Genomic DNA, 17618 nt, shown 5'->3' with positions numbered 1-17618 from the left:
CAAGAAAATAAAAATCTGTAGGACACAGCCGCCACCAGAATGACCCTCAGATGTCAGTGATGCAGGAAATATGATGGTGATGAGTGAAAGTTGGGTTAATATTTCGGAAAGAATTATCCATATGCTGATGTTGAAATCTTATTTTTTAGATGATGTAGGATTAATGGAAGGCAAAATGGGAGTAATACTGGCTATGTTAGAATACTCCAAAGTAAATAAAGAACCTGTTATTGCTGATTTTTCATTTGAATTGTTGGATCATTTAATGACAAATATTCCAAGAGGTCTTTCTTTTTCGTTTGATAAAGGCTTATCAGGTATCGGATGGGGTATTGAGTATCTATTAAACAATCAGTTGGCAGAAGGGGTTGGAGTTGAAATTTGTGAAGAAATTGATAGGGAAATTATGCAAATGAACCCTCTATATATCATTGATACGTCACTAAAAAATGGCATTGAGGGTTTATTGCATTACATTATATTTCATACACAAAATGCACAAAAACAAAAATGCGATTTGCCTTTTGATAATAGATATTATGAGAATATGTATGAAACTTGCAAGAGATTGAAAAAGGAAACCCATAGCAAGAACTTAGAATGTTTACTTAATACTTATTGTTTGTTTTTTGAAAAAGGTAAGGTGGAAAATTATAGTTTACAATTACTGGATTTTGCATTTGTGCCTGCAAATTTACCCGAAAAAATTGTGTCATATCCTTTAGGTCTAACTAATGGATTAGCTGGGATTCTTTTACATTTGATGGGAGAAAATAAAAAATATGAATAAGAATATTTTTATTTTTGATGAATATCTTAGTTCCTGCAATAATGGCATTGGCACATATGTTAAAGAATTATTGCATTGTTTGAATAATGTTAGCTGGAATATAAATCTGATTGTTTTTAATGCAGAAGTTGATGAATTTGAAATAGTTACAGAAAAGGGACTAAAAAAATATTTATTTCCAGAACTTGAGAATAAATATTTTTTAGATTTAGGCTATATAGTTAGTAAACTTTTAAGTCTGTATATTAAAGATGATTCTCATAATATTTATTTTATTAATCATGCTCCTTGCAGTAAGTTCATTAGGTTTATAAAAAGAGACTTTCCGTTATCGAAACTATGTTATGTTATCCATGATTTTTCTTGGACAAAGCCATTTCTGGGAAATGTAAATGCATACAGCAGGAGAGTCAAGACTTGGAAAGTGAATGAAGATGTTATGAAAGATCCTATATGGCATTTATACAAAGAAGACAAACAAACATATGCTTTAGTAGATAAGATAATATGTCTTTGTCAGGATACTTGCCAAACTTTAAAAGAAATATACCAAATTCCTCACATTAAAATAGAATATATCCCTAATGGGCATCGCAACTTATATCGAAAAACAATTCAATCAAAAAATAAAATAAGAGAAGAGTTCCATTTACAAGAAAATAATAAGGTGATATTGTTCATTGGTAGACTGACTAAGCAAAAAGGTATATTTGATTTAATTGGTGCCATGAAACTTGTTTTACAATCTTATCCACATGTTAAACTTGTATTTGTAGGAAGTAATGAAGATTCTATGTCGGGAATTCTCGAAAAAACTTCATCTAATGCGAATTCTTTTATTTTTACTGGACGGTTAAATAAAACAATGGTTCAAAAGTGGTTGCTTATAGCCGATATAGGAATTATTCCTTCGTACAATGAGCAATGCAGTTATACTGCTATTGAGATGATGATGTATGGATTGCCAATAATTGCTTCCGATGGCTTTGGAATAAGGAATCTGTTTCAGGATGGAGTGAATGCCAAAATAGCACACATTGGAAAACAGCACACGAAAGAATTTCAACAAAATATAAGCTATAATATTTTAGAATTGTTAGATTCATCAGAATTAAGGGAGGAATTGGCTAGAAATGTAAGGAAGTTATATGAAGAAAAATATGAGATAAGATTTATGAAAAAACAATATATCAACTTGATTAAAAAAATTACACTAATAAAATGAGCCCCCAAGTATCAATACTCCTTCCCATTTACAATGCCGAGTCTTATCTCACTAACTCAATAGATAGCATCTTATCTCAAACATTCTCTAATTGGGAACTAATAGTTGTGGATGACGGGTCAACAGATCAAAGCCGTTCCATTGTAGAATCTTATTCTGATTCTCGTATACATTTACTATCATGTTCACATAATTTTATTGCCTCCTTAAACGCAGGTATAAAAGCATCTTCTGGCAAATATATTGCCCGAATGGATGCCGATGACATAATGTTGCCTCACCGCTTGCAAACTCAATGGGATTTTATGGAAGCGCATCCGGAAGTAGATGTTTGTGGTTCTTGGATGGAAACTTTTGGAGAGAGAACGGGCATTTGGAAAACCTCAACGAAAAATGAAGAGATAATAACTACTTTACTACTTCATAACACAATGTTTCATCCCACAATTATTCTGCGTAAGAGTATTTTGAAATCAAGCGAACTATATGCACATGGCTATCCTTGTGCAGAAGACTATAAATTGTGGACAGATTTGGTTCTTCAAGGTTGTTGTTTTGCTAATATACCAGAGGTGTTGCTTCGTTACCGTGTGTCGAGGCAGCAGGTGACTAATAATCACAAGGAAGAAATGATAGTTTCGACTCACAAAATACAATTAGAATATGCCGAACAAATAATGGAGAAACTAGCAAATGAAGATGAAATATATACAGCGTTTTTAAACTCATTGATAGATTTGGTTAATGCGAATAAAGTGAGTAGGGATATTTTTCTGCAAATCGTTTATCAGGTCTTTAAATCGAAACTTGCAGAACCTATAAAAAGAGGATAAGCATGTAGAGTAAGTTATTATTTTGTAACTTGTACCCCAATATTCTTTACCTATAAATTAATACAATGAAAAAAGTAACCCTAATTACAATTATCCTACTTATTATAACAGGATGTAAACAATCTAGTCCCCATAACAATCTAATCACAATAGATGTAGCAGCAAGTTATCCTCAGAAAGAACTGGTTCTTCAAAACTTTATGAATGTAGAATACATTGCATTAGAAACAAATGATGAATTTATTACCCAAGGCGATGTGAAAGCAATAGGTAATAAATGCATATTAGTGAAAAACTGGATTAATGATGGAACTATTTTTGTGTTTGACCGCAAAAGTGGTAAAGGATTGAGAAAGATAAACCGAAGAGGGCAAGGAGCCGAAGAATATACTTTTATTAATGGAATTGTTTTGGATGAAGATAATGATGAAATGTTTGTTAACTGTACTCCAACCAAACAAATATTAGTGTATGATTTATCAGGAAACTTTAAACGGCGTTTAAACCATGCAGAGGGCACTGAATATTTAGAAGTGTTCAACTATGATAAGGATAATTTGATTTGTTATGATATGTCGATATATTATAAAGAAGGAGAGAGCAGAGGGAATCAGTCTTATCATATAATTATATCGAAACACGATGGAAGCATAACCCGGAATATCTCAATACCTTTTGATGTAGTAAAAGCACCGTTTGTGCAAAAAGGTGATGGAATTGCAGTGGCTCCTGTACGCTCAATAATTCCATGTGGAAACAAATGGTTGCTTGTTGAAACATCGTCCGACACAGTGTATGCTTATGTACCTGTGGAGAATAAACTAAAGCCATTTGTAGTAAGAACTCCTTCTAATGATCCTGAAATATTACTTACTATGGGAACTATTACCGATCGTTTTTATTTCATGGAAACTGTGAAAAAAGTATTCGATTTTACAACAGGCAGAGGATTTCCAACCACAGGTTTAATGTACGATAAAGAGGAGAATGCAGTGTTTAATGCTACTGTACTTAATGGTGATTATGTAAAAGAACAAAAAGTAAATATGATTTCGAATCCAATAAATAATGGTGTAATTGCAACTTACCAAAATTTAGCTGCTAACAAGTTGATTGAGGCATATGAAAGTGATGGTTTGAAAGGGGAACTGAAAGAAATTGCAGCTGGATTGAATGAGGAGTCAAATCCAGTGATTATGTTGGTAAAATATAAGCAGTAATCAACTTCGATTGGTTCAGTTAGAGGCTGAGTTGAACTAAAATAAAAACACAGAGCCACAGAAACACGGAGCTTTTCCTTGTGCTGAACACGGAGTTTTGTACGACAAAAGCGAAGCCTCTGTGTTCAGCACAAGGAAAAGCTCCGTGTTTCTGTGTCTCTGTGTTTTAATTCATTTCCTCTCTGATTTGAACCCAATTGAAACATGAATAATACAGGTTAGTTATTAAACCACAATCTCCCACTCTCCCAGGTTACGTTCCTGGCTGTCGAAACTCACACCTATCTTGATGAGCTGGCGCCCATCGGCAGTATAGGGAATAAGGTAACCCTTATCGTCAATCTGTTGCAGTGCCATTTGCGCGGTTCCGTCGAGTTTGAACTCGAACACATAGATGTAATCTTTGGTTTTTACCACGGCATCGGCGCGTCCACGGGCACTCTGCACTTCGGCATCGGTGAACTGGCCCATGAGTTTGAACACCAGGTAGAACACCACTTGGTAGTGACGTTCAGTCTTGTTATTGAGCTCGTAGGGAAAATCGGCAAAGAAAGCACGCAAACGGGTGAGGAAAGCCTCGGCTTCACCTTTTTCCAACTCGTCCACAAACTGCCCGATATAGAAAGGAGCATTCTTCTCCTGTATCGGGGTATAGAATGGGGTTACGAAGTTGAGGAATCCATACTTCACCTCTTCGTTGGGATACCCCAGAGTGTACACCTGAAATCGTTCGTCATACTTTTTGATGGTGAGATACCCGCTTTGGTAGATTATCGGCACGGGGTTGTTTATATCCGCCCGGTCATCGGTTAACGAAGCAGCAGGTACTTGTATGCCATCCAGTTCGCGGAGGTCGAAGTCGGTTTGCTTCAGCATCTCGGCTAGGAAGGTGGGTGTACCACTAGCAAACCAGTACCTTTCGTACATGTGGGTAGAGAGTGCTTTGAGTACACTAAAAGGGTTGAACATGCCAATCATGTTGCGGTAGCTGAAGTGGTATCCGTCGTACATACGTGCCAGTTCGGCTACAGCTTCTTCGCGAGAAATGTTGTTGGCAGCGGCCAATGCTTCAAGTTCGGGCACACAGTTATCTTCGATTTCCCGCTGGGTCAACCCACAGAGGTCGGCAAAGCGAGGATCGAAACTGATATCCATCAGTTGGTTAAGGTTACTGAATATGCCTACCTGTGCAAACTTGGTGACACCAGTGATGAAGACAAATTGCAACCACTTGTCGGCACTTTTCAATACGGTATAGAAGGCCGTGAGCAGGTTACGATAGCGGGTTTGTAATGCTTCGTCGTGCATGGCACGCAATAGAGGCTTGTCGTACTCGTCGATGAGAATCACCACGCGGAGGCCGGTCTTTTCGTAAGCACTCCTGATAACATTCATGAAACGCATGGAATAGGAGTCAGTTGGACTCTTTGAACCGTACTGTTCTTCCCAGTTCATGAGTTGTTCTTCCAATATGCTTTGCAGGTCTTCCACCGTTTCGTACTTTTCGGCATTAAGATCAAGGTGCAATACGGGGTATGTTTTCCAGTCCTTCTCCACCGTTTGGATGAACAATCCTTCGAACAGTTCTTTCTTCCCCAGATAGTAGGCTTCGAGGGTGGAGAGCATCAGACTCTTGCCGAACCGGCGTGGCCGCGAGAAGAAGTAGGGGTTTCCCATGCGGATGAGCCGGTACATCTGCTCGGTCTTGTCGATATACAGGTAACCTTCACTACGTAGCTTTTCGAAACTTTGTATGCCAATGGGGTAGCGGCGGAATGGGGCAGAGTAGTCTATAGGGTTCATATCCATATTGTTATTTATTATAAAGAACAAAGATAGTTATAAATAGTTGAAAGATGAAAGAGCGGCCCAGGGCCTTCATGGAAATTATATTGGTAAAATATGAATAACCAACACCTCTTTAGTATCATCATCTACCCTGAACCGGTTATCTGTTCGTTCGCCAATCAGCCAAACAATATCATCACCACTGCACAGTACCCACTGGTTTTCTTTTGCAATCAGTGAGAACTTCCGGTCGGTCATGTAGTTGCTTAACAGTTTTCTGGATTTCATGCCGAAAGGCACAAAAGAGTCGCCATGCTTCCATTTACGGGTAGTAAGCGGTTGGGTAATCTTGTCTGCATCAAAGCAAGCAGTATCTTTATCACGCGGAATAACAAAGGAAGAAGAGTAAGGCATCTTTTCCATCTGTAGTTCAAAAGGTGGAGTATTGGCATTTGCATCAGATGTATTGTCGATAAGCAAAATTGTGCGGTCTTTCACCACCCGATGTCCGGTAGAACTAATAAACTGTTTGCCCGGTTGCCCTGCGAACGATTGAAAGATATCATCTAATTGAGTTGAATTAAACCCCAGTGGATACAGAATGTCGAACAACAACGTTTTGGGTGATGCCTCTTTTAAAAGATTTTCAATGCGAATACCATCTTTTGTCAATACCCGTTTCTTAGCTTCGGTTACCCATGCATTATAAATAAGAGCAGTGTCTTGCAGATGATCGGCAGTACTAAGAATACTATACCTTACCGAAGGGTTTATTTTCTGCATTTCAGGGATAATCTTCAACCTGATTTTATTACGTGTATATGCATCGGACAGGTTGGTGCTATCAGTTATATAATCTATCTTCTCTTCTTCAAGATACTGGATAATTTCATTACGACTGATACCCAGTAATGGGCGTACAATATCTCCATTCAAGGGGCGGATTCCCAACAGTCCGTTTATGCCAGTTCCACGAATGAGGTTCAGTAATATGGTTTCAACGCTATCGTCCTGATGATGAGCAATTGCAATAACTGCTGCCCCACATTCTTGTTTTACATTTGCAAACCATTCGTATCTTAATTCGCGCGCAGCCATTTCGATAGAGATTTTTTTCTCTGCCGCATATTCTATTGTATCAAAATGAATAACATGAAGTGGTATATTCAGCGATTTGCATAATTGGCGTACAAATTCCTCGTCTCTATCCGATTCTTTTTCCCTCAACTTGAAATTGCAGTGTGCTGCCTCGCATTTATAATTTAATGAAATAAGGATGTGTAACAATGCTACCGAATCGGCACCACCACTTAATGCTACCAATACTTTATCATCAGGTTGTATTAATTGTTTTTTTTCGATGAATTTAGAAACAATATTCTTTATTATAAGGTTATAAAGACTTACAAAGTTGCCTTCTTTCATCAGTTGTTTCGTTTTATTGGTCTTCTTTATAATACTTACCACCGCGCTAGTTGCAATAATAATAGTAATAGAAAAATATAAGATGAGTATAAAATTCATGTGAGCAGTTTTTATTTTCTAAGAATCTTTTCCAATGTTTTTCCTTTAGCCAGCTCGTCTACCAGCTTATCCAGATAGCGAATCTTTTGCATAAGTTCGTTCTCGATCTCTTCTACCCGGTAGCCACAAATTGATCCGGTAATTTTAGAAGCATTGGGATTAATTTGAGGCGCTTGCATAAAAAAGGTTTCAAAATCGCTCCCGGTATCTATGTGTTGTTGTAGTGTGTCTTTATCATATCCGGTTAACCAGAATATAATTTCATTCACTTCATCTTTTGTACGGTTTTTCTTTTCTGCCTTTTGTATATACATTGGGTATACATTTGCAAAAGGCATCTTGAATATTCTTGAATAGTCCATGCTGTTCGATATCTTTAATATGACAAAGATAGATGTTTTTATTCTTTTTTTGTAAATTTGCTATTACAACCATCGATTAAAGTTGCATTTCGTTTCAAAAGATGAAATTAAAAGATATATATAATCCAGATAAAATTGATATTCTAGCTTGGGTCAATGATGAAGCAGATAAGTGGCCTGTTTCTGATTGGGATTACTATGTGTTGAATGGAAATAATGACGAACTTATTTTAAATTTGGCCAATGAGGTTACTTGTCAAAAGCGAGGCTTCTTTGTTCATTCTCTCTATTATTTGGTTGGAATTTATTTTAATGAATCGATAAAAGATGAGAATAAAAAAAGTAGGATTCTTAAATTAATTGGTATGGTAAGTAACAATACTTCTGTCGAAGTGAAAAGATGGAAACAAGAGACTTTAGATTTATTTTCTCAAAAAACTACTTTTGATCCTTATTATTGGCTCAATTATATGTTTCAATAAATATTATTTAAAACAAATAACTATGAAGTATTTTTCAATCAGTATCATTTTAGCACTCACTGTTTGTTCCTGTCAATCCCCTGACAATAAAAATATTCCCGAACAAGTGAAACAAATATCCGAAGAAGTGCGTCAAACATATATACCCGACAAAAGGGTAGGGGTCTTTGACATTGGATTGAATGTTTCTGATAAAAACATTGTGCTGAAAGGACAAACAACCTCAGCCCAAGCATTAAGTCTGTTGAAAGAAAAACTGACTCAGGCAGATTATCAGGTAACCGACAGTATATCTGTTTTACCCGATCGCAATAAACTAGACAATGAAATATATGGCATTGTGAATCTGTCGGTTGCTAATTTGCATAACAAAGCAGATTTCTCGTCCGAAATGGTAACACAAGCAGTACTTGGAATGCCTGTACACATATTGGATTATGAAAACTGGTATCGTATTCAAACACCGGATAATTATATTGCCTGGGTGCATCGTGCAGGAATTGAGCCAATGACTCTCGAAGAATACAATGCCTGGAATGCTTCAGAAAAAATTGTAGTTACCAATCACTATGGATTTGCATATAAAAACATAGACAAGAAAACCCAAACTGCGTTCGAAGTAGTATCCGATGTTGTTGCCGGAAATCGCTTCCAGTATAATGGAGAGGAGGGGAACTATTATAAGGTAATCTATCCTGATGGCAGAAAAGGGTATGTTTCAAAGTTAATTGCCAAAAAAGAAAAAGACTGGCGTATTGATTTAAAACAAGATGCAACAAGTATCCTTAACACTGCTTATACACTAATGGGCGTACCGTATCTTTGGGCAGGAACCTCATCGAAGGGAATGGACTGTAGCGGTTTTGTACGTAATGTGCTCTATATGCACGATATTATTATTCCCAGAGATGCCTCACAACAGGCTTATGTAGGAAAAAGAATAGAAATTAATCAGGATTTTGGTAACCTGATGGCAGGTGATCTTATTTTCTTTGGGCGTAAAGCCACTGCCGAAAGTAAAGAACGGGTGGTACATGTAGGAATTTATATAGGTGATAAGAAATTTATTCATTCGCAGGGAGATGTTAGGATTGGTAGTTTTGATAAAGATGATGTTGCGTTTGATGAATTTAATCTGAACCGTTTACTCTTTGCCACCCGTATTTTAGATGTCGTAAATAAAGAACCGGAGATCAATACAACATTGACGAATCCGTATTATTAAACCTTTTATGCAATAAGTTGTCTAAATAGAATAGAAACGCAGATTAACGCGGATTAACACAGATTCTTAATTGAATTATTTTAAATCTGCGTTAATCCGCGTTAATCTGCGTTTCAAAAATAGTATCAAGAATGAATCAAGATAGAAGAAAATTCATAAAGACTGTAGGTTTTGGAGTGCTTGGAACCTCGGTCTTGATTAGTGACATTGCTGCCGCCACACCCACAACATTTAATATAAACAGGAAAAACCATATACCCCGAATGAAATTAAGTTTCAGACCCTATGAGCTGAAACTGAAACACGTTTTTACCGTGGCTACATATTCGCGTACTACTACCCCCAACATACAGGTTGAAATAGAATACGACGGAATAATCGGATACGGTGAAGCCTCAATGCCTCCATATTTGGGCGAATCGATAGAATCGGTAACCCATTTCCTCAGCCAAGTTAATCTGGAACAATTTGCAGATCCTTTTCAATTGGAAGACATATTGGCGTATATTGATAAAATTATGCCTGGCAATACTGCTGCTAAGGCATCAGTAGATATAGCTTTGCACGATTTAGTGGGGAAACTATTAGATGCACCTTGGTATAGAATTTGGGGGCTGAATAAGGACGAAACTCCATCAACCACATTTACTATTGGTATGGATACTCCGGATGTTGTTCGTGAAAAAACTAAGGAAGTAGCTTCCGATTTCAATATATTAAAAGTGAAACTTGGAAGAGACAATGATAAGGAGATGATTGAAACCATACGTTCGGTAAGCAACTTACCAATTGCGGTTGATGCTAACCAAGGATGGAAAGATAAATATTATGCTATCGACATGATTCACTGGCTGAAAGATAAAGGAATTGTAATGATAGAACAGCCCATGCCAAAAGATCAATTAGATGATATTGCTTGGGTAACCGGGCAGAGTCCTCTACCAGTGTTTGCGGATGAATCTTTACAACGGTTGACTGATATCTCCCAGCTAAGCGGGGCCTTTTCAGGAATAAATATTAAACTGATGAAATGCACTGGCATGCGTGAGGCTTGGAAGATGATAACATTGGGGCGTGCTTTAGGATTAAAAGTCATGATTGGCTGTATGACGGAAACATCATGTGCTATATCGGCAGCCGCTCAATTGTCGCCCGGAGTTGATTTTGCGGATTTAGATGGCAATCTTTTGATAACCAATGATTTGTTTAAAGGAGCAACAGTAGTTAATGGAAAGATTACACTAAACAATTTGCCCGGTATAGGTGTTCAGAAGTTAGACTGACAAACAATGCATATTGTCACAAGGAATGTAAATTTGTCAGTTGCTCTCGTTAAGTGCTGTTAAGCTACTTGTATTCTCTGTTAAAAGAGGACAAAAAACAATGACAATCAAATTAAGAGAATGATATTTGTTGTTATTTTAACGTCAGAATGTTAAAAGTAAATAGAATATTAACAATTTAAATAGGAAAATATGAAACGAGCAACAAAAAACATTTTTGTGGTATGCCTCATTGCTTTATTAAGCTCTGGCGTTGCCGGATTGACTACTTATACAATAATGAAACAATCTGGTGATAAAGAATTGACGGCAACCTCATACAACGACATGTTTCGACAAAACCCGGATGTAAAACTGGCAGGATTTAATGCTGTAGATGCAGGTCCGGTAGATTTTACATTAGCGGCTGAAAATTCGGTGCATGCTGTAGTACATATAACATCAACAGAATTATCAAAAACAAAAACCATACAACAAGCACCCGACCTTTTTGATTTCTTTTTTGGCGACCCTTCAGGACGTCAACGTCAGGTACAAACGCAGCCAAGAGTAGGTTTTGGTTCGGGAGTAATTATATCTAAAGACGGATATATTGTCACTAATAACCATGTTATTGAAAATGCCGACGAAATAAGCGTGAAATTAAATGATAACAGTGTATATGCCGGTCGGGTAATTGGTACCGACCCTGCTACCGACCTTGCATTAGTGAAAATTGAAGGTGATAGTTTTCCAACTATTCCTATCGGCGACTCCGATGCACTTAAAGTAGGCGAGTGGGTATTGGCCGTTGGTAACCCTTTCAACCTGACATCGACAGTAACTGCCGGTATTGTTAGTGCAAAAGCCCGTTCATTGGGAGTATATAGTGGTGGAGTAGAGTCGTTTATTCAAACCGATGCTGCTATTAACAGAGGTAATAGTGGTGGTGCACTTGTAAATGCTAAAGGCGAGTTGATTGGTATCAATGCGGTATTATCATCACCAACCGGTGCTTATGCGGGATATGGTTTTGCTATTCCTACAAGTATTATGACCAAAGTTGTGGGCGACCTCAAACAATTCGGTACAGTTCAACGTGCACTGTTAGGTATAAAAGGAGGTTCATTCTCTGATTATCGTCAAAGTGATGAGTATAAGAAAAAAGATAAAGATTTTGGTGTAAACGAAGGAGTTTATATATCCGAAATTGTTGATGGAGGATCGGCCGATGGAGCTGATATTAAGGTAGATGATGTAATTATCGGGTTAGACGGCAGATCAGTGAAGAGTATGGCCGACTTACAGGAAGCTCTTGCAAGACATCGCCCCGGTGATAAAGTAAAAGTGAAACTGGTTCGTGATAAAAAGGAGAGAACAGTTGAAATCACCTTGAAGAACGAACAGGGAACAACAAAAGTAGTGAAACCTACAGGTATGGAAACTCTAGGAGCTGCCTTCCAGGAATTGTCAGATGATTTAAAGAAACAACTTCGTTTGAATACAGGTATTCAGGTATCAGGAGTTGAATCAGGAAAAATGTCGGATGCCGGAATTCGTAAAGGATTTATAATACAAAAAGCCAACGGACGTACTATCCGTTCACTGAAAGATCTTGAAGAAGTATTTAACTTAGCAGTTAAATCGCCCGAAACAGATCAGGTATTATTCCTTTCAGGAGTTTATCCATCAGGCAGACGCGCCAATTACGCTGTAGATTTAGTGCAGGAGTAATAAGTAGTGAGTTATGAGTAGTGAGTTATGAGTCCATGCGGCATCGTTACTCAAAACTCATAACTCATTACTCACTACTTAAATATTTCAAATATTTAGGTTCAAAACCAATAAATTGTGCTAACTTTGCACTCCAAATCTGTTTTTAAAGAATGAGACAACTAAAGATTACTAAAAGTATCACTAACAGAGAGAGCGCTTCTCTTGATAAGTATTTACAGGAAATAGGTCGAGAAGATCTGATTACTGTAGAAGAAGAGGTAGAACTCGCTCAACGTATCCGTAAGGGTGACCGTGTAGCGTTAGAGAAATTGACACGTGCCAATCTTCGTTTCGTTGTATCTGTAGCCAAGCAATACCAGAACCAAGGTTTGAGTTTGCCCGACTTAATTAACGAGGGTAATTTAGGATTGATCAAGGCTGCCGAAAAGTTTGATGAAACACGTGGATTTAAATTTATCAGTTATGCGGTATGGTGGATTCGTCAGTCCATTCTACAAGCATTGGCAGAACAGTCGAGGATTGTTCGTCTTCCATTGAACCAGGTAGGTTCGCTCAATAAAATTAGCAAAGCCTTTTCTAAATTCGAACAGGAAAACGAACGCCGTCCGTCGCCGGAAGAACTAGCCGATGAGCTTGACATTCCGGTAGATAAGATTTCCGATACATTGAAAGTGTCTGGACGTCATATCTCGGTAGATGCCCCCTTTGTAGAAGGTGAAGACAACAGTTTATTGGATGTGTTGGTAAACGACGACTCTCCAATGGCCGACCGCTCTCTTGTTAATGAATCACTTGCGAGGGAAATTGATAGGGCTCTTTCTACGTTAACCGAGAGGGAAAAGGATATTATCCAAATGTTTTTCGGTATCGGACAACAAGAAATGACACTTGAAGAAATCGGCGATAAATTTGGCCTCACACGTGAGCGCGTTCGTCAGATTAAAGAAAAAGCAATTAGAAGATTAAGACAAAGTAATCGTAGCAAACTGCTCAAATCTTATTTAGGATAAATAAGAATATTGATTTCCGAAAAAAAGAAATTGTAACCGGCTTATCATCGTGATGGGTCGGTTTTTTCGTTGTCAGTACTTAAGAATGGACACATTAACAACATTTGCATATTTTCACATTGACATATCGGCACATTATATTTACCTTTGCGAACCAAAATATTAAAAAAGTAAATATATGAAATTCATTAAATTAGCCCTTTCGCTAGTATTAGTAACTGTAGTGTTATCTGCCTTTACTTTGAAGAAAGAAAAAGAACAAGTATATGCATTTGGAGTTTCAACTTCGTTTACAGATGACGTTGTTTATTATACAAATATTCAGATGCTTGATAGCGTGACTCTTACTAAACAGGGCTTTTTGCCCCAAAGGGAACTATATACTTATCAGTTGAAAAACTATTTGGAATACCAAAAAGGAGAGAAGAACAGAACCTGCATGATCTATTTCTCTGAAGATCAGGCAAAATTAGATAAAGAAAGAACTAAGATTTTGAATAAGTATAAAAAGAATAAAGAAACTAGTTTGCAATTAATAACCTCTGATGAGTTTGAATTTACGAAACCTCAGGAATAATTTAAAGAGAGAAAGGAGCGTTTGAATGAAGAAAATATTTTTTGTTTTATCCATGTTGATAACATTTGTTACCTCATGCGATGATGATAAACCTGACCCTATAGCCCCACCGCCTGGTCCACCAGCTATGGCAGAACGAACTGTACTGGCTTATTTAGTTGCTGATAATAACCTCAGTAGTTTAATCAGAGACGATTTCAGAGAGATGGTTGAAGGAATGGTAGGAGTGGATGATAGAACTAATAACTTTTTGGTTTATTGCGACCCCAGAAGTGATGTACCCCGTTTGATGTATTTGCAAAAAAATGGTGTTGGCGAAGTTATTGTAGATACAGTAAAAACCTATGAAGCACAAAATCCATTGGATAAAAACGTAATGACATCAATACTGAACCAAGTAATAGATGAATATCCGGCCAAAGATTATGGTTTGGTTATGGCATCGCATGCCGAAGGTTGGGTAGAAGCCCAGAACTCTGCAAATGCCCGTTGGTTTGGCGATCATCAGGGAACAAATATGAATATTACTGATTTACGTGAAATATTAGAAGCGTTTCCGCGTTTTAACTTTATCTTCTTTGATGCATGCTATATGCAAGCAATTGAAGTTGCTTATGAGTTGCGTAATTGTACTGATTATATAGTAAGCTCACCAACGGAAATACCAGGACCAGGAGCACCCTATCAAAAGGTGGTTCCATATATGTTTGATGCTAAAGAGGAAGCAGCAATACATCTTGCCAGCGGATATTTTGATTATTACAAAGAATATGAAGGCTTGTATTATAAGGATGGTCAACTTGCAAATTGGCAATATGGCGTTTCTGTTTCTGTTATTAAAACATCAGAACTAGAAGCATTTGCTGCCATCACCAATAACATTCTAGGAGAACATATGGCAAACAGAAAAACTGTAAATATGTCATCAGTTCTTTTTTATGATGGTAGCAATCGTAATTATTATGATTTTGATGGCTTGATGAAACTTGTTACTGGAGAGAATGAACAATATAATGAATGGCGTTTGGCTTTTGATAAAGTTCAACCTTATTTTCAAACTACTGATAAAAACTATTCGCAAAGAAAAGGATTTTTTGATATGACTGATGCAAGTGGAATATCCATTTATGTGCCAGATGGTAGTTTGATAGGAACCACGCTTTCTTTCTATCGTTCCTTTGATTGGTATACTGATGGTGGTTGGAAAAACGCAGGCTGGTAAAATTCTGAATTAATTATCTCCCTTACTCGCCCTCTTTCTCCCTTCTTGGGATAAAGAGGGTGTTTTATTTAATAGAATAAAAAGGAATTGAATCATTTTGATTGTTATTTTTGCAAAAGATAGGATGTAAGGTTGATAAAACTCTTATATTTGTATTACTAATTACAGACTTATGGAAAACAAATTCGACTATCAATCAGTACCCGCCAATTATAACCATTGTTTTAATGAACAATGTAGTCGTAAAAACCAATGTATGCGCTATCTGGTTGCACAAAACAGCACATCGCAATACCCTAGCCTATGTATTGTAAACCCAAAGTGCATCCCCAATAATGTTGCCAATTGCCCTTTTTTTAAGAGCGTTAGTAAAGTGCGGCTGGCCTGGGGCATCAGGCACCTATTAGATAATGTGCCCTACAAAGACGGTAGCATTATGCGAAAACAACTAATTAGCTACTTTGGAAGAAACATCTATTACCGCATCTACCGGTCCGAACGTGGGTTACTCCCCGAAGAACAGGAGTACATCCGGCAATTATTTCATAAGAATGGCATTGAGAAGGGACCGGAGTTTGAAAGATACACTGACGAATATTATTTTGGATAAAAACCCTCTACACAAGTTTTAATTTTCGTATTTTACTCGTCATTCAACACGGAGCGTGGCTATTCGCTTGATTGAAAGGACGTTAGGGCGTGACGAAACCCCGTGTTGAATGCGTGACGAAAATTTTGTCGTCACGCGCAAATCTCGGTACAATTCCAACCGTTTCATGGTAGAAAGTCAACCGTTTCACGGTAGGAAACCAATTGTTTCTCGGTAGGAAACCAGTTGTTTCCTATGTAGAATACGAGTTGTTTTCTATGTAGAAAACAAGTAGTTTCCTATATAGAAAACAACTTGTTTCATTGGTAAAAAATTATATAAAACTAATATGTTATGAAGATCACTCAACAGAGATATACCGATACAGGTACAACACTAAGCACAATGGATATCAACACCTTTGTGCAAAAAATAAAGACAGAAACCAAGGCACAGCCCGTTTCCGGTTTTCGCGAACAACTGAAAGGTATATTACCCGATATGTCTATTGATGAGGAACACAAGCCGCCCCGGATATTGCCTGCGGCAGAATTTCGCAAAGTAAATAACCAAAAGCAGTTGAAAGCATATAATGGTATAATAGAGTTAACTGTTGGTCCCTTATCGGGTAAAGCAGAAATTGCACTTGTAAAGCGTATTGCATGGGATCAGCCGCAAACACGGTTGGTATTTACCGGCTCGAGTGGACGGACAGTGAAGATATGGACAACTTTTACCCGCCCCGATAATTCGCTTCCAACCACCTATGAATCGGCAGAAACCTTTCATGCACATGCTTACCGATTGGCAGTGAAGTGTTATCAACCCCAAATACCTTTCGATATATTGCTTAAGGAGCCCAAACTGGAACAATATTCGCGACTTTCTTTCGATCCCGAACCAATGTATCGTCCGGATTCTATTCAGTTTTATTTGGCACAACCGGTTTCAATGCCCGATGAACAAACGCATCAGGAAGCAAAACAGGCCGAAAAGTCGCCTCTGGAACGTGCCGTTCCGGGATATGAAACCGAAGAAGCCTGCATAATGCTGTTCGAAGCCGCCGTGCAGAAAACATATACCGAACTAACCGCAGCCGAGAACAGCGGAGCAATTTCTATGGGCCAGGATCTGCAACCCATAGTTACCCGTTTGGCCGAGAACTGTTTCCTTTCCGGCATTCCCGAGGAAGAAACGGTTAAACGCATAAGTTATCATTATTACATGCGGCTGAAAAGCGATGTTGTCCGTCAGATAGTGCGTAGCGTTTATCAGGAATACAAGGGTTTTGGTACACAAGACTCCATGAGCAAAGAACAGCGATTGGCTTTGCAAATAGACGAATTTATGAAGCGCCGTTACGATTTTCGTTACAACACACAAGTGGGCGATGTAGAGTATCGCGAACGGCATTCTTTCCGTTTTCGCTTTTTGCCTATCGACAAACGTGCCATGAATAGCATTGCAATCGATGCCCAACACGAAGGTATCCCATTGTGGGACAGGGATGTAAATCGGTATATTTACTCCAACCGGGTGCCGATATTCAATCCGCTAACAGATTATCTCTATAACCTTTCGCGTTGGGATGGAGTAGATCGCATTGGTCCGCTGGCACAAACTGTTCTTTGTGCCAATCCACATTGGCCTGCGCTGTTTCACCGTTGGTTTCTTAACATGGTAGCACACTGGCGGGGCGATACCGAAAAACGGGTTGGCAGTAAAGAATAACCCTTGTTGGGGGGGGGGGGAGGGAAACGGAAAACTACTTT

At 38.0% G+C, this 17618-nt stretch carries 15 protein-coding genes and 1 pseudogene; 13 read left to right on the top strand and 3 right to left on the bottom strand.

The window, feature by feature from the left end:
* Positions 1–79 precede the first annotated feature (79 nt).
* The 4 genes from D0T85_RS21285 (at position 80) to D0T85_RS21270 (ending at position 4068) form a co-directional block, all read left to right on the top strand.
* A complete protein-coding gene (locus D0T85_RS21285) occupies positions 80–790 on the top strand; it encodes a hypothetical protein (protein WP_203558549.1) in 711 nt (236 codons plus the stop codon).
* Complete coding sequence (locus tag D0T85_RS21280) at positions 783–2015, top strand: glycosyltransferase (protein WP_163215533.1); 1233 nt, start codon at positions 783–785, stop codon at positions 2013–2015. Before D0T85_RS21285 ends, D0T85_RS21280 begins: the two co-directional genes overlap by 8 nt.
* The gene (locus D0T85_RS21275; RefSeq protein WP_163215532.1) at positions 2012–2848 is read left to right on the top strand and encodes a glycosyltransferase; all 837 of its coding nucleotides are present in this window, start codon (positions 2012–2014) and stop codon (positions 2846–2848) included. Before D0T85_RS21280 ends, D0T85_RS21275 begins: the two co-directional genes overlap by 4 nt.
* Positions 2849–2913: 65 nt before the next feature.
* Positions 2914–4068, top strand: coding sequence for a 6-bladed beta-propeller (locus tag D0T85_RS21270; RefSeq protein WP_163215531.1), 1155 nt, complete (start codon positions 2914–2916; stop codon positions 4066–4068).
* A gap of 225 nt (positions 4069–4293) precedes the next feature.
* Here the strand turns inward: D0T85_RS21270 and D0T85_RS21265 are convergent, their stop codons facing one another.
* The 3 genes from D0T85_RS21265 to D0T85_RS21255 form a co-directional block, all read right to left on the bottom strand.
* A complete protein-coding gene (locus D0T85_RS21265; protein WP_370460027.1) occupies positions 4294–5877 on the bottom strand; it encodes an ATP-binding protein in 1584 nt (527 codons plus the stop codon).
* Positions 5878–5955: 78 nt separating this feature from the next.
* A complete protein-coding gene (tilS, locus tag D0T85_RS21260) occupies positions 5956–7245 on the bottom strand; it encodes a tRNA lysidine(34) synthetase TilS (protein ID WP_163215535.1) in 1290 nt (429 codons plus the stop codon).
* Between the two features lie 146 nt (positions 7246–7391).
* Positions 7392–7742 (bottom strand): DUF2200 domain-containing protein, encoded by a 351-nt coding sequence (locus tag D0T85_RS21255; RefSeq protein WP_163215530.1) that lies wholly within the window; start codon positions 7740–7742, stop codon positions 7392–7394.
* A gap of 101 nt (positions 7743–7843) precedes the next feature.
* Between D0T85_RS21255 and D0T85_RS21250 the strand changes: the two genes are divergently transcribed.
* From D0T85_RS21250 to D0T85_RS21210, 9 genes and pseudogenes are all read left to right on the top strand, one after another.
* Positions 7844–8224 carry a hypothetical protein gene (locus D0T85_RS21250; protein WP_163215529.1) on the top strand — a complete coding sequence of 127 codons (381 nt, stop codon included), beginning with the start codon at positions 7844–7846 and terminating at the stop codon, positions 8222–8224.
* A gap of 22 nt (positions 8225–8246) precedes the next feature.
* A complete protein-coding gene (locus D0T85_RS21245; RefSeq protein ID WP_163215528.1) occupies positions 8247–9449 on the top strand; it encodes an SH3 domain-containing C40 family peptidase in 1203 nt (400 codons plus the stop codon).
* A gap of 131 nt (positions 9450–9580) precedes the next feature.
* Positions 9581–10732 (top strand): dipeptide epimerase, encoded by a 1152-nt coding sequence (locus D0T85_RS21240; protein ID WP_163215527.1) that lies wholly within the window; start codon positions 9581–9583, stop codon positions 10730–10732.
* Between the two features lie 192 nt (positions 10733–10924).
* Entirely contained in the window at positions 10925–12445 is a 1521-nt protein-coding gene (locus D0T85_RS21235) for a Do family serine endopeptidase (protein WP_163215526.1), read from the top strand.
* 152 nt (positions 12446–12597) lie between these two features.
* Positions 12598–13458 (top strand): RNA polymerase sigma factor RpoD/SigA, encoded by an 861-nt coding sequence (locus D0T85_RS21230; protein WP_163215525.1) that lies wholly within the window; start codon positions 12598–12600, stop codon positions 13456–13458.
* 178 nt (positions 13459–13636) lie between these two features.
* Positions 13637–14035 (top strand): hypothetical protein, encoded by a 399-nt coding sequence (locus D0T85_RS21225; RefSeq protein WP_163215524.1) that lies wholly within the window; start codon positions 13637–13639, stop codon positions 14033–14035.
* Between the two features lie 25 nt (positions 14036–14060).
* Entirely contained in the window at positions 14061–15257 is a 1197-nt protein-coding gene (locus tag D0T85_RS21220; protein ID WP_163215523.1) for a clostripain-related cysteine peptidase, read from the top strand.
* 172 nt (positions 15258–15429) lie between these two features.
* Positions 15430–15867, top strand: a complete 438-nt coding sequence (locus D0T85_RS21215) for a DUF6078 family protein (RefSeq protein WP_163215522.1) — start codon at positions 15430–15432, stop codon at positions 15865–15867.
* 333 nt (positions 15868–16200) lie between these two features.
* Positions 16201–17574: pseudogene (locus tag D0T85_RS21210) on the top strand (BT4734/BF3469 family protein); the annotation flags it as partial.
* Positions 17575–17618: the final 44 nt, after the last annotated feature.

Origin of the sequence: Bacteroides sp. 519 (assembly GCF_010500955.1) — a bacterium.
GTDB lineage: Bacteria > Bacteroidota > Bacteroidia > Bacteroidales > Bacteroidaceae > Bacteroides.
The sequence above is the reverse complement of the archived record's forward strand: the minus strand, read 5'-3'. Positions and strand labels throughout refer to the sequence as shown.